The 12,881-nt window shown below is 64.6% G+C and carries 13 protein-coding genes; 8 read left to right on the top strand and 5 right to left on the bottom strand.

The window, feature by feature from the left end; translation table 11 throughout:
* Nucleotides 1–17: 17 nt before the first annotated feature.
* From hpaD to CK228_RS16700, 3 genes are read right to left on the bottom strand one after another with little or no spacing between them, the layout of a single operon-like run.
* Nucleotides 18–998: a 3,4-dihydroxyphenylacetate 2,3-dioxygenase gene (gene hpaD / locus CK228_RS16710; RefSeq protein WP_095788556.1), complete on the bottom strand. Its 981-nt coding sequence runs from the start codon at nucleotides 996–998 to the stop codon at nucleotides 18–20.
* Nucleotides 999–1,013: 15 nt separating this feature from the next.
* Nucleotides 1,014–2,531 (bottom strand): 5-carboxymethyl-2-hydroxymuconate semialdehyde dehydrogenase, encoded by a 1,518-nt coding sequence (gene hpaE / locus CK228_RS16705; RefSeq protein ID WP_095788555.1) that lies wholly within the window; start codon nucleotides 2,529–2,531, stop codon nucleotides 1,014–1,016.
* 12 nt (nucleotides 2,532–2,543) lie between these two features.
* Entirely contained in the window at nucleotides 2,544–2,930 is a 387-nt protein-coding gene (locus CK228_RS16700) for a 5-carboxymethyl-2-hydroxymuconate Delta-isomerase (RefSeq protein WP_095773317.1), read from the bottom strand.
* A 212-nt stretch (nucleotides 2,931–3,142) separates the two neighbouring features.
* Here CK228_RS16700 and hpaR point away from each other — a divergent pair, with 212 nt between their 5' ends.
* Nucleotides 3,143–3,538, top strand: a complete 396-nt coding sequence (gene hpaR / locus CK228_RS16695; RefSeq protein ID WP_245438054.1) for a homoprotocatechuate degradation operon regulator HpaR — start codon at nucleotides 3,143–3,145, stop codon at nucleotides 3,536–3,538.
* 31 nt (nucleotides 3,539–3,569) lie between these two features.
* On the opposite strand, the gene CK228_RS16690 is transcribed toward hpaR, so the two are convergent.
* Nucleotides 3,570–4,079, bottom strand: a complete 510-nt coding sequence (locus CK228_RS16690) for a flavin reductase (protein ID WP_095788553.1) — start codon at nucleotides 4,077–4,079, stop codon at nucleotides 3,570–3,572.
* 6 nt (nucleotides 4,080–4,085) lie between these two features.
* Nucleotides 4,086–5,630 (bottom strand): 4-hydroxyphenylacetate 3-hydroxylase N-terminal domain-containing protein, encoded by a 1,545-nt coding sequence (locus CK228_RS16685; protein ID WP_095773445.1) that lies wholly within the window; start codon nucleotides 5,628–5,630, stop codon nucleotides 4,086–4,088.
* 95 nt (nucleotides 5,631–5,725) lie between these two features.
* Here CK228_RS16685 and CK228_RS16680 point away from each other — a divergent pair, with 95 nt between their 5' ends.
* From CK228_RS16680 to CK228_RS16650, 7 genes are all read left to right on the top strand, one after another.
* Nucleotides 5,726–6,592, top strand: coding sequence for a helix-turn-helix domain-containing protein (locus tag CK228_RS16680; RefSeq protein WP_095788552.1), 867 nt, complete (start codon nucleotides 5,726–5,728; stop codon nucleotides 6,590–6,592).
* Between the two features lie 152 nt (nucleotides 6,593–6,744).
* Entirely contained in the window at nucleotides 6,745–7,839 is a 1,095-nt protein-coding gene (locus tag CK228_RS16675) for a transporter substrate-binding protein (RefSeq protein WP_095788551.1), read from the top strand.
* The gene (locus CK228_RS16670) at nucleotides 7,836–8,453 is read left to right on the top strand and encodes an ANTAR domain-containing protein (protein ID WP_095773312.1); all 618 of its coding nucleotides are present in this window, start codon (nucleotides 7,836–7,838) and stop codon (nucleotides 8,451–8,453) included. The genes CK228_RS16675 and CK228_RS16670 overlap by 4 nt, the downstream gene beginning before the upstream one ends.
* Nucleotides 8,454–8,472: 19 nt before the next feature.
* A complete protein-coding gene (locus CK228_RS16665; protein ID WP_179295954.1) occupies nucleotides 8,473–9,339 on the top strand; it encodes an ABC transporter permease in 867 nt (288 codons plus the stop codon).
* Nucleotides 9,336–10,256, top strand: a complete 921-nt coding sequence (locus CK228_RS16660; RefSeq protein WP_095773310.1) for an ABC transporter permease — start codon at nucleotides 9,336–9,338, stop codon at nucleotides 10,254–10,256. Before CK228_RS16665 ends, CK228_RS16660 begins: the two co-directional genes overlap by 4 nt.
* A gap of 34 nt (nucleotides 10,257–10,290) precedes the next feature.
* Nucleotides 10,291–11,934, top strand: coding sequence for an ABC transporter substrate-binding protein (locus CK228_RS16655; RefSeq protein WP_095788550.1), 1,644 nt, complete (start codon nucleotides 10,291–10,293; stop codon nucleotides 11,932–11,934).
* Nucleotides 11,924–12,868, top strand: a complete 945-nt coding sequence (locus CK228_RS16650; protein WP_095788549.1) for an acetamidase/formamidase family protein — start codon at nucleotides 11,924–11,926, stop codon at nucleotides 12,866–12,868. Before CK228_RS16655 ends, CK228_RS16650 begins: the two co-directional genes overlap by 11 nt.
* Nucleotides 12,869–12,881 lie beyond the last annotated feature (13 nt).

Here is a 12,881-nt window from a genome sequence, read left to right as displayed (position 1 = left end):
TCATCGATCAAATCTCATCAGGGCGCCACAATCGGCGAGGCCGTCAAATCCGGCTGGCGCACCTCCGCTCCGGCAAAAACACTGCCTTCCTCGAACCAGCTTTTCGGCGCCGGCGCGCCCCACAGCGTCTGGCGCTGCGGGTCCTTGAGGTCCCATTTGATCGGCTCGAGGTCCGGATCGACCGTCTGGTAATCCGAACAATAGATCTCGATGCGGTGGTTGTCTGGGTCGCGCACATAAAGGAAGAAGGCATTGGAAATGCCGTGCCGGCCCGGGCCGCGTTCGATGTTCGCGAGATAGCCGGTCGTTGCCATCAGGTCGAGCAGGTCGATGATGTTGAGCGGCGTCGGCACCCAGAAGGCGACATGGTGCAGGCGCGGTCCGATGCCGTTGGTGAAGGCGATGTCATGGACGCCGCCCTTGCGGTGCGTCCAGGCCGCCCACAGCTTTCCGCTCGAGGCATCCTCCGTGTATTCGGTGACGCGGAAGCCGAGCTCGTTGTAGAAGGCGACGGACTCGTCGACATTGGGCGAGAAGCAGTTGAAGTGGTCGATGCGCAGCGGCTTCACGCCGCGATAGAGCGCGTATTTCTGATGGATCGGCGCAAGCCTTGCCATCTCGGCATAGAATTCCAGCGGAATGCCGTGCGGATCGCGCGTGCGGAAGGTGCGCGACTGATAGGGCCGCTCGACCCAGTCCACCGGCAGGCCCTTGCCCTTGAAGAAATGCGCCGCCTTGTCGAGGTCCTCATCCGAAAAGACCTTGAAGCCGAGGTCGCGGGCTTCCGGCGTCGTCGCCTTGCGCAGCACGATGCAGTGATGGCCGCGCTCCTCCATGGCGCGCAGGTAGATGGCGCCCGATGTCTCGTCGGTGACCTGCAGGCCGAGCGTGTCGACATAGAAGGCGCGCGATCTGGCCAGATCGGTCACCGCCAGCTCGACATGGCTGAGGCGCACGATGTTGAAGGCCGGATAGAGGTTGGGCTTGGGCAAGGGCATTCTGATCTCCTCCGGTCAGCCGCCGAGTTTCTGGATCGCGTGTGCCGTCGTGGCGAAGGCGATGTTCTTCGTCTCCATGTAGAAATCGAAGGAATGGTCGCCGCCGTCACGCCCGATGCCGGAATTCTTGACGCCGCCGAACGGTGTCGGCAGATGCCGCACATTCTCCGAATTGACCCAGATCATGCCGGCATCCAGCGCGTCGGTGAAGCGAAAGGCGCGTGTCACGTCGGAGGTCCAGAGATAGCCGGTCAGGCCGTATTGCGTGTCGTTGGCCAGTGCCAGCGCCTCGGCCTCGTCCTTGAAGGCGATTGCCGTCAGCACCGGCCCGAAAATCTCCTCCTGGGCTATGCGCATCCGGTTGGTGGCGCCGGTAAACAGCGTCGGGCTGACATAGCAGCCGCCGCCGGGGCCAGCGAACTTGCCGCCGCCGGCAGCGACCACGGCGCCCTCCGATTTGCCGATCTCGATATAGGACAGCACCTTCTCCTCATGCACCGGATGGATCAGCGGCCCGACCACGGTCTTCGGATCGAGCGGATGGCCTATTCTGATGCGCTTGGCCTTCTCCGCCACCAGATCGGTGAACCGGTCGTAGACCGAGGCTTCAACCAGCAGCCGCGACGACGAGGTGCAGCGCTCGCCGTTGAGCGAGTAGATCATGAACACCGCCGCATCCGCGGCGCGTTCGAGATCGGCATCGGCAAAGACGATCACCGGGTTCTTGCCGCCGAGCTCGAAATGCACACGCTTCAGCGTGTCGGCGCCCTGTTTCATGATCATCGAGCCGGTGCGGCTCTCGCCGACGAAGCCGATCGCCTTGATGTCGGGGTGCTCGGTCAGCGCCTTGCCGGCATGTTCGCCAAGCCCGTTGACCAGGTTCCAGACGCCTTTCGGCAGGCCGGCCTCCTCGGCGATCTCGACCAGCAGGCGCGCCGTCAGCGGCGAGAACTCAGCCGGCTTATGAACCACCGTACAGCCCGCCGCCAGCGCCGGCGCGATCTTCCAGGTCGACAGCATGAACGGCGTGTTCCAGGGCGTGATGATGCCGACCGGGCCGATCGGCACCCGGGTGGTCATATTGGTCTGGCCGGTCGTCCGCAGCGTCTCGCCGTCGCGCGCTTCCGGCGCGCGGTCGGCGAAGAAACGGAAATTCTCCGCACCGCGCAACGCAGCCTTGGCCATGAATTTCAGCGCCTGGCCGGTGTCCATGCATTCGACGAAGGCGATCTCCTCGGCGCGCGCCTCGATCGCGTCGGCGATTTTGTGCAGCAGCTTTTTGCGCGCTTCGCCAGGCATGGCCGCCCAGGCCGGAAAGGCAGCCTTTGCCGCCTTGGCGGCGCGGTCGATGTCGGCACTGCTGCCGCGCGCGACCTTGGCCAGCGGCTTCAAGTCGACTGGCGACAGCGTCTCGAAGGTCGAGCCGTCAGCGGCCGGCACCGCCTCGCCGCCGATCTGGTTCAGCACGCCGTCGCTCTTGAAACGGGCCAGATAGGCCTCGGCCTTCTTCAGATTGCCTTCGAGGTCGGACATGTCAGCTTTCCGTCACTTGCCGCGCAGCCGCGGGTGGATGGCATTCTTCTTCCAGCTCAGCGCCGGATCGATTTCTCTGATCTCCAGGGACAAAGCGAAATGCGGGGTCTCGAACAGCGGCGCCAGATATTCGCTCACCGCCTTGAAGACGGCATCGCCGGTGCGTTTCTTGTCCTCGGCGCTGCGGCCCGCGCCGACGCGAAACGACATGTCGAGAAAGCCATTTTCCGGCAGATTGTCGGCTATGGCGTAGGCCTCGGCGCGGAAGGCCCGCACCCGCACCGCCCCGGTCTCGAACAGCCCGGTGTCGAGCACGGTGCGCAGCACCAGCGCGCACAATTCGGCCATGTCGACCTTGGCATCGAGATTGGCTGAATACTCGATGGAGAAGTGAGGCACCGCGTCTCGTTCCCTGGAACATTACTTGTTGTAGTTAACGCGTTAATTACATGTGATGTCGCCGAAGTCAAGCCTTGCATCCGGCCCGAGGCGACGATACGGGATGACAGGCTTTGACGGCCAGCGCTGCCGGGCAAAGCCCGCCGCCGATCGCAAGCCAGCGCTGGAGAGAATTTTACTTGCTGCCCGAGAACACCCGCCGCTCCTTGCCAATGGCGCTCCTTCATGCCCGCGAAGTGGTGATGGCGCGGTTTCGCCCGATGCTCGCCGCGCATGACGTGACCGAACAGCAATGGCGCGTGTTGCGCGTGCTGAGCGAGGCCGGCCCGGTCGAGGCGACCGAGCTTGCCGATCGCGCCTCGGTGCTGCCGCCGAGCCTGACGCGCATCATCAAGGCGCTCGAGGGCCGAAAGTTCATCACCCGGAACAAAGCGGAAGGCGACGGCCGCCGCGTCATCCTGACCATCGCTCCGGCCGGCTCTGCCCTGATCGACGCCCTGTCCCCCGAACGCCGCGTCATCTACGACGACATCGAGCGGCGGTTTGGCCATGAGCGGCTGGAGCAGTTGCTCGATCTGCTGGAGGCGCTGATCGACGGCGAGAGTTGAGCGCTCTCCGTCCCGCGCCGTTCGCCCCGCCTCACCCGCCAAAACTGCCGAGCCGTGTCGGCTGCGTGTAGTTGCGGTCGACATAGAGCAGCGCCGAGCCACCGCTGCCGTGCCGGACGTCGATGACGCGGCCGATCATGACATTGTGCGTGCCGACGATATGCACGTCCTCGATCTCGCAGTCGAAATTGACGATCGCGTCCGATAGCGCCGGCGTGCCCGAGGTCAGCGTCTGCCAGCGCGCCGCCGAATAGCGGGCCTCCATGTCCCTTGTCGCACCGGCGAACTTTCCCGCCAGGTGCATGTGGTCATGCGTCAGCACATTGACGCAGAAGCGTCGGTTGGCGAGGAACATGGCGGCCTGCGTCGAACGCCCGTTCATGCAGACCAGCAGCGTCGGCGGCTCGTCGGAAACGCTGCACACAGCGGTGGCGGTGAAGCCGCCGCGCCCGGCCGGACCGTCGGTCGTGACGATGTTGACCGGCGCGCAGACCCTGGCCATGGCGTCGCGGAAATCGGTTTTCGAGATCTGCGTGGCCATCGGAGTTCATCCAGCCGTCGAGGTCAGCGGCGGCAGCCAGGTGTCGCCAGTCCAGCCATTCTCGTCATAGTCGGCCATGCAGGTGTCGACCAGTTCTTCCATCGCCTTCAGCCGCCCGCCGCGTTCGGCGCCCTTCAGCACCTGCAGCCGCACCTCTTCCGGTGCGCCGGCATAGTTGAGCTCATAGAGCGCGTGGCGGCCGCCGAACTCGGTGCCGGTCGCGTCCCACAACAGCTTCATGATCTTGATGCGCTCGACATGGCCCATATCGTTGGAGCCGCGCACATATTGCGCGAGATACTTGTCGATCTCGGGATTGTTGAAGTCGCGCACAGATGACGGCAAATAGATCAACCCCGATGCGATCACCCGGCGCACCGTGTCGATGACGCGCGGATAGGCTTCCGACATGAAGGTACGGTAGGCGAGGGCGGCGTCGAGATTGGGCAGCACCGCGCCATTCGCCCACGGGATCGGGTTGTAGGCCATGGCGTTGGAAAAGCTCCAGAACATGTGCCTGAGCGCAATCACCTCGCCAAGTGCCGCCTGATTGCCGCGGAAGGCGTCGCCGCCGGTGGCGCGCAGCGCCTTGGCGAGCAGACCGGCGAGGAAGTCGAGCTTGACGGCGAAGCGCGTGCAGCCCTGGAAACAATAGCCATGCATGAAGCCCGACGCCGGGTGGAACGACAGGATCTTCTGCGCGTCGCGCAGCACCAGAACATCCTCCCAGGGGATGAAGACATTGTCGAGCACCAGGATCGCGTCGTTCTCGTCGAAGCGCGACGACAGCGGATAGTCGAAGGGTGCCGCCACCGTATTGGCCGTCTGTTCATAGGAGACGCGGCAGAACATCTTTATCCCCGGCGCGTTCATCGGCACGATGAACATCACCGACAGCGACGGATCCTCGGTGACCGTCGCCGAGCCCTGCGCCAGGAAATTGTAGTGCGTCAGCGCCGAGGACGTCGCCACCACCTTGGCGCCGGAGACATGGATGCCGGCATCCGTCTCCTTGGTGATGTGGACGAACACGTCCTTCACCTGTTCGGCCGGCTTGTGGCGGTCGATCGGCGGGTTGACGATGGCATGGTTCATGAACAGCACGGCGTCCTGCGCCCGTTTGTGCCAGGCGAGCGCATTGTCCTTGAACGGTCCGTACCAGTCGGCATTGGCGCCGAGCGTGTTCATCAGCGCCGCCTTGTAGTCGGGCGTGCGCCCCATCCAGCCATAGGACATGCGCGACCACTGCGCGATCGCCGTCTGCTGGGCGGCGAGTTCGCCAGAGGATTTGGCGACGCGGAAATATTTGTGCGTGTAGCCGCCCGAGCCGGTGTCGGTCGGCGAGGTCAGCGCCGCTTGCCGCGCCGGGTCGTGCAAGGCATCGTAGAGGCGGGCGAGCGAGCGGACCGAATTGCGCATCGCCGGATGCGTGGTGACGTCGGCCACACGCTCGCCGTTGATATAGACCTCGCGGCCGTCGCGCAGGCTCTCCAGATACTCGGCCCCGGTGAACGGGCGTTTCGTGTCGGCCCGGAAATCTTCCGATCGCATCATCATCATCCTCCCTTAACGTGTTAACAATAGCGCTGGCCGTTACAAAGGTTTATGGACAAAAGCACGAATCCGCTTGGACTTTTTCCACTGGCATGAGCGAAACTGGTATTCCCGATTTCTTCGTCTATGGCGAGCCGGTGCGGCCGCTCGATGTCGGCTTCCTGCATGTCGAGACAGTGCTTGCGCGCAGCAACATCCATCTCGGCCAGGTGGCGGCGCACAAGCATCCGCAGATGGGTCAGATCACCTATTGGACCAGCGGCTCCGGCACCTACCGCATCGAGGACCGCGCCTGGGACTTTTCGGCGCCGGCCGTCAGCTTCGTGCCGAGCACCATCGTGCATGGCTTCTCGATCGGCCCCGGCACCGACGCCATCGTCGTCTCCGTCGCGGACGATGCGCTCGCCGCCCTGGCCGGCCATAGCCTGTTGCCGCTGGACAGGCCGGTCTTTGCCGACGGCCTGCCGCGACACGCCGCATGGAAAAAGCTGGCGACGGTGCTGGAGATGATCGCAGCCGAATATGCCGAGGCGCAGGCCGGCAATGACAAAATCTTGCCGTCGCTGATTGCCGTCGCGCTCTCCCACATCGCGCGTCTCGCACCGGCGACTGTCGCCGCCGCACCGTCTTCCGATGCGTCGCTGGCCATGGGCCTGCGCCGGCTTGTCGATGCGCATTTCCGCGACAACTGGCCGGTCGACCGCTACGTCGCGACGCTGGCCACCACACCGCATCTCCTCGACAAGGCTGCCCATGCGGTGCTGGGCAGCGGCGTCAAGCGCGTCGTCAGCGAGCGGCGGCTGCTGGAAGCCAAGCGGCTCTTGCTGTTCACCGTGCGCACGGTCGAGGACATCGCTTACGAGATCGGCTTAGACGACCCCGCCTATTTCTCGCGTTTCTTCCGCGAACGGATAGGCGAAGCGCCTGCCGCCTGGCGGCGCAAGCAGCTGCAGGGCTGAGGCAAGCCCTCGCACTTTCCCGCTTGACTGACCAGCCGGACCGAATACCCTAAGGCCAAATACCGGCCCTGATCGCCGGGCGGCAAGAATGCCTCGTATGCCTCGCCCTTGCGGCGCTGGCTGCGGGGCATTTTCATTTTCTGGGGTCCTGTTTGAAACGGCGCATCGAGATCGGTATCCTCTATTCCCGTTCGGGGAGCTATCAGCTCGTCTCCGATGCATGCCGCATGGGTGCCATGCGGGCGATCGCCGACATCAATGCCGACCGCGGCTCAGGCATCGAGCTGGTGCCGGTCGAGCGCGATCCGCAAAGCAATGCCGACCGCTACGCGACGCTTTGCGAAGACATCTTCAAGACCAGCAGCGCGCGCCATGTCGTCGGCTGCGTCACCTCCTGGAGCCGCAAGGAGACCATTCCGGTGCTGGAGAAGGCCGGCGGCATGCTCTGGTATGCATGCCCCTATGAAGGCTTCGAGGCCAACGAGCATGTCGTCTACATGCATGCTTGTCCCAACCAGCATCTGGTGCCGCTGATGGCCCATGTCGTGCCGCGCTTCGGCGCCAACGGCTTCCTGCTCGGCTCGAACTATATCTGGGGCTGGGAGATGAACCGCGTGGCGCGCGACCTGATCGCCGACGCCGGCGGCAAGGTGCCGGGCGAACGCTATCTGCGCATCGGCGAGACCGACGTGTCGCGCCTCATCGGGGAAATCCGGGCGACGCGGCCGAGCTTCATCCTCAACAATCTGATAGGCACCTCGTCCTACGCCTTCCTCGCCGCCTATCGCGATTTGGGCGACGAGGATGCCGCCTTCCGTCCGGAAAATTGTCCTGTCATCTCCTGCAACCTCACCGAGGGCGAACTGCCGGCGATCGGCGAGACGGGGAGAGGCCATCTGTCCGTCGGCCCGTATTTCGCGCCGCGGCCGGCGGCCTTCGCGTCGTCCTTCGAGGCCTCGGCCTATGCCTCGGTGCAGGTGATGGCCGACGTGCTCGCGCGCAATCCCGAAGCTGGACCCGCGGAATTCTCCAAGGCTTTCGCCGAACGGCGCTTCTCCACCCGGCTTGGACCGATCGTCATCGACGCCAACACCCAGCACGCGACGCTGCCTGTCATCATCGGCCGGATCGCCGATGGGTTCTTCGAGGTCGTCAGCCGTGAGGATGAGGTCGCGCCGGATCCCTATCTGTCGCGCTATGATCCTGCCAGGACGTTCGGGCGTCCGCGCCTGCGGGTGGTGTCGTGACCAGGACGCCGCGCATTCCCAACCTCGGCGGCGCCAGGGCCTTCATCCTGCATCGCCCGCATTCGACGGTGCAGGCCATCACCAGGCAATTGTCGGCGATCGGCCTGATCGCGCTCGACTGCTGGCCGGAACTGCCGCCGGAGGCGCTGGCCGCCGATTTCGTCTTCTTCGATGCAGATCTCGGTTTCGACGAGCAATTCCCCTGGAAAGCCGGTGAAGCGCCGATGCCGCTGGTGGCGCTGATCGGTTCCGAGGCGCCCGGCCGCATCGAATGGGCGCTCTCGCACAAGGCCGACGCGCAACTGCTTAAGCCGGTCGGCACTGCCGGCGTCTACAGCGCGCTATTGATCGCAAGGCAGAGTTTCGAGGCGCGTAAACACTTAGCCGGCGAAATTGCATCGCTGCGCCAGCGTGTCGCGGAGCGGCAGACCATCGTGCGCGCGGTGGCGGCGTTGTCGAAAGGCTCGGACGACGAGCGCGCCTATGCGCAGCTGCGCTCACTGGCGATGAGCTGGCAGATCAGCGTCGAGGATGCCGCGCGCCGGATCGTGGCGATGACCGATGAGGAAGCAACGGGTGAGGAAGGCGGCGATGACCAGTCCCATCGCGCCTGACCTCCCGGCCACGGCGCGCATGCCGGCCAAGCCGCGCGCCGGCGTCTGGCGCCGGCTGGTCAAACGTCGCCTGGCGCTGCTCGGCCTGGTCATCGTCGCCATTGTCGTCTCCGGCGCCGTGCTGGCACCGTGGCTGACCGGCTATGATCCCAACGGGCAGATGTTCGACGGCCTGACCATAGAGGGCTCGCCGCTGCCGCCGGATGCCAAATTCTGGCTCGGCACCGACCTGCTCGGTCGAGACCTTCTGACCCGCATCCTCTATGGCGCCCGCACCTCGCTGATCATCGGTATCGTCGCCAATGGGGTGGCGCTGTTCATCGGCACACTGGTCGGCGTCACCGCCGGCTATTTCCGCGGCTGGATCGGCAGTGCGCTGATGCGTTTCACCGATCTGATGATGGCGTTTCCGGCGCTGCTGCTCGCCATCTGCCTGGCGGCGGTTTTCCAACCGAGCCTGTGGATCGTCGCCATGGTCATCGCATTGGTCAATTGGGTGCAGACCGCGCGCGTCATCTACACCGAAACCTCCTCGCTTGCAGAGCGCGAATTCATCGACGCCGAGCGCACCATCGGCGCCGGCGCGCCGCGCATCCTGTTCCGCCACATCCTGCCGCATCTCCTGCCGACCATCATCGTCTGGGGCACGCTCGGCATTTCGACGACGGTGCTGCTCGAAGCGACGCTCTCCTTTCTTGGCATCGGCGTGCAGCCGCCGACGGCGTCCTGGGGCAACATCATCTTCGAGAACCAGACCTATTTCCAGGCCGCACCCTGGCTGGTGTTCTTCCCCGGCGCCGCGATCCTGGCGCTGGCGCTCGCCTTCAACCTGATCGGCGACGCGCTCCGCGACATCCTCGATCCGATGCAAAGGGGCCGGGCATGATCGCCTACCTCGGCCGCCGCCTCATCCAGTCGCTGCTCATCCTGCTTGGTGTTTCGCTGATCACCTTCGCGCTGCTCTATCTCTTGCCCGCCGACCCGGTCCGCCAGATCGCCGGCCGCAGCGCCACGCCGCAGACGGTCGAGAACATCCGCCAGCAGCTCGGCCTCGACCAGCCCTTTGTCGTCCAGTACTGGCACTATCTGACCAGGCTCGTCAGCGGCGATCTCGGCCGCTCCTACATCCAGCGCTCCGAAGTCACCGAACTCATCGTCTCGCGGCTGCCGGCCAGCCTGCTTTTGATGGTCGGTGCCATCCTGTGCGAATTGCTGATCGGGCTGAGCATGGGCCTCATCGCCGCCGTCAAGCGCGGGACCGCGACCGACCAGACCTTGATGGTCGCCTCCTTCGTCGGCGTCTCGGCGCCGCAATTCGTCGTCGGGCTTTTGCTGCTTTACGTCTTTGCCGTCAGGTTGAGCTGGTTTCCGATCGGCGGCTACGGCACCTGGCGTCATCTGGTGCTGCCGTCGCTGACCATGGGCATCCTCGGCGCCGGCTGGTACGCCCGCATGATGCGCTCGTCGATGATCGACGTGCTGCGCCAGGATTATGTGCGCACCGCGCGTGCGAAAGGCCTGGCGCGCGGCGCCATCATTTTCCGCCATGCGCTGCCCAACGCCATCCTGCCGGTCATCGCCATGATCGGCATCGATATCGGCATCTTCATGGGCGGCATCGTCGTCGTCGAAAGCGTGTTCGGCTGGCCCGGCATCGGTCAGCTCGCCTGGCAGGCAATCCAGCGCGTCGACATCCCCATCATCATGGGCGTCACGCTGGTCTCGGCCTTCGCCATCGTGCTCGGCAACCTCTTGGCCGACATCATCGCGCCCTTCATCGACCCCCGCATCAAGCTCAGATGAAACCAAGAAAACAATCAGAGAAAGGGAACACCAAATGAAAAGATTTCTGGCCACCACCGTGGCGGCATCGGCTCTGGCGCTGATGCTCGGCATGGCAAGCGCCCGCGCCGAGGACACGATCGACCCCAACGCCAAGCAGGGCGGCGCCATCACGATCACCTACAAGGACGATGTCGCCACCCTCGATCCGGCGATCGGCTATGACTGGCAGAACTGGTCGATGATCAAGAGCCTGTTCGACGGCCTGATGGACTACGAACCGGGCACCACCAACCTCAAGCCCGACCTTGCCGAAAGTTACGAGATCTCGCCAGACGGCAAGACCTTCACCTTCAAGCTGCGGCACGGCGTGAAATTCCACAATGGCCGCGAGATGACCGCCGACGACGTGAAATATTCGCTCGATCGCGTCACCAATCCGAAGACGCAGAGCCCGGGCGCCGGCTTCTTCGGCTCGATCAAGGGCTATGACGATGTCGCCGCCGGCAAGGCCGAAAGCCTGTCCGGCGTCACCGTCGTCGATCCCTATACGGTCAAGTTCGAGCTGACCCGCCCCGACGCCACCTTCCTGCATGTGATGGCCATCAACTTCTCGCATGTCGTGCCGAAGGAGGAGGTCGAGAAATATGGCGCGGATTTCGGCAAGCATCCGGTCGGCACCGGTGCCTTCAAGCTCGCCGAGTGGACGCTCGGCCAGCGCATCGTCTTCGAGCGCAATGCGGACTACTGGCACAAGGGTCTGCCGCATCTCGACAAGATCACCTTCGAGATCGGCCAGGAGCCGATCGTGGCGCTGCTGCGCTTGCAGAAGGGCGAGATCGACGTGCCCGGCGACGGCATTCCGCCGGCAAAATTCCAGGAGGTGATGGCCGATCCCGAGCAGAAGGCGCGCGTCGTCGAAGGCGGCCAGCTGCACACCGGCTATGTCACCATGAACACCACCATGGCGCCGTTCGACAATGTGAAGGTGCGCCAGGCCGTCAACATGGCGATCAACAAGGCGCGCGTCATCCAGATCATCAACGGCCGCGCCGTGCCGGCCAACCAGCCGCTGCCGCCATCGATGCCGGGCTACGACAAGGAGTACAAGGGTTACCCGTATGACGTCGCCAAGGCCAAGGCACTGCTGGCCGAGGCCGGCCATCCCGATGGCTTCGACACGCAATTGTTCGCCATGAACACCGACCCGAACCCGCGCATCGCCCAGGCGATCCAGCAGGATCTGGCGGCGATCGGCATCAAGGCCAGCATCCAGTCGCTCGCCCAGGCCAACGTCATCGCCGCCGGCGGCGACAAGGCCGGCGCGCCGATGATCTGGTCGGGCGGCATGGCCTGGATCGCCGACTTCCCCGATCCGTCCAACTTCTACGGCCCGATCCTCGGCTGCGCCGGTGCGGTACCGGGCGGCTGGAACTGGTCGTGGTATTGCAACAAGGACCTCGACGCCAAGGCGGCCGAGGCCGACTCCGTGGTTGACCCGGCCAAGGCCGTGGAGCGCGGCAAGATGTGGAGCGCCATCTACGACAAGATCATGGAGGACGCACCCTGGGCGCCGGTGTTCAACGAGCAGCGCTTCACCATGAAATCGGCCCGCATGGGCGGTGCCGACAACCTTTATGTCGACCCGGTCCATATCCCGATCAACTATGACAATGTGTACGTAAAAGATGTGCAATAGTTGCGACTACACCATCCATGGGCGCCATCACCATTTCGGCTGGGACAATTCCTTTGCCCCGGCCGAGCGGGTGGCGCCCGGATCGACCATCGAGTTCCAGTGCCTGGATTCCGCCGGCGGCCAGCTGAAGCCCGACAGCACGGTCGCCGACATCGCCAAGCTGGACTTCGCCGGCATCAACCCGGTGACCGGGCCGATCTTCGTCGAAGGTGCCGAGCCCGGTGACGCGCTGAAGGTGACGATCGAGCTGTTCAAACCGTCCGGCTTCGGCTGGACGGGGAACATTCCGGGCTTCGGCCTGCTCGCCGACGACTTCAAGGAGCCGGCGCTCAACATCTGGAAATACGACGCCGCCTCGCTCGAGCCGGCGCTGTTCGGCAAGAATGCCCGCGTACCGCTGAAGCCGTTCGCCGGCACCATCGGCAATGCGCCGGCCGAGATGGGCCTCCACTCGGTGGTGCCGCCGCGGCGCGTCGGCGGCAATCTCGATATCCGCGATCTCGCCGCCGGCACCATACTGTACCTGCCGGTGGAGGTGACCGGCGCGCTGTTCTCGGTAGGCGATACGCACGCCGCGCAAGGCGACGGCGAGGTCTGCGGCACGGCGATCGAAAGCCCGATGGACGTCGTGCTCAAGCTCGACCTGCTCAAGGATGCCAGGCTGAAGACGCCGCGCTTCACCACCCCTGGCCCGGTGACGCGTCACCTCGACGCCAAGGGTTATGAAGTGACGACGGGTATCGGCCCCGACCTGATGGCCGGCGCCAGGGAAGCGGTTGCCCAGATGGTCGACCTGATTGCCGGGCGCTACCAGATCGACCCGGTCGAGGCCTATATGCTCGCCTCGGTGTGCGGCGATCTCAGGATCAGCGAGATCGTCGACATGCCGAACTGGGTGGTGTCGTTCTACTTCCCGCGCTGCGTGTTTGAATGACGCGAGGTTGGCG

The organism is Mesorhizobium sp. WSM4312 (assembly GCF_002294875.1).
Lineage (GTDB): Bacteria > Pseudomonadota > Alphaproteobacteria > Rhizobiales > Rhizobiaceae > Mesorhizobium.
This window is presented reverse-complemented; position numbering and strand designations above follow the sequence as displayed.

Coding starts and splice junctions, on each gene's coding strand:
- CK228_RS16690 (WP_095788553.1), bottom strand. CDS start 4,079: ATGGCCACGCAGATCTCGAAAACCGATTTCCGCGACGCCATGGCCAGG.
- hpaD (WP_095788556.1), bottom strand. CDS start 998: ATGCCCTTGCCCAAGCCCAACCTCTATCCGGCCTTCAACATCGTGCGC.
- CK228_RS16685 (WP_095773445.1), bottom strand. CDS start 5,630: ATGCGATCGGAAGATTTCCGGGCCGACACGAAACGCCCGTTCACCGGG.
- hpaE (WP_095788555.1), bottom strand. CDS start 2,531: ATGTCCGACCTCGAAGGCAATCTGAAGAAGGCCGAGGCCTATCTGGCC.
- CK228_RS16650 (WP_095788549.1), top strand. CDS start 11,924: ATGTGCAATAGTTGCGACTACACCATCCATGGGCGCCATCACCATTTC.
- CK228_RS16660 (WP_095773310.1), top strand. CDS start 9,336: ATGATCGCCTACCTCGGCCGCCGCCTCATCCAGTCGCTGCTCATCCTG.
- CK228_RS16665 (WP_179295954.1), top strand. CDS start 8,473: ATGCCGGCCAAGCCGCGCGCCGGCGTCTGGCGCCGGCTGGTCAAACGT.
- CK228_RS16680 (WP_095788552.1), top strand. CDS start 5,726: ATGAGCGAAACTGGTATTCCCGATTTCTTCGTCTATGGCGAGCCGGTG.
- CK228_RS16655 (WP_095788550.1), top strand. CDS start 10,291: ATGAAAAGATTTCTGGCCACCACCGTGGCGGCATCGGCTCTGGCGCTG.
- hpaR (WP_245438054.1), top strand. CDS start 3,143: ATGGCGCTCCTTCATGCCCGCGAAGTGGTGATGGCGCGGTTTCGCCCG.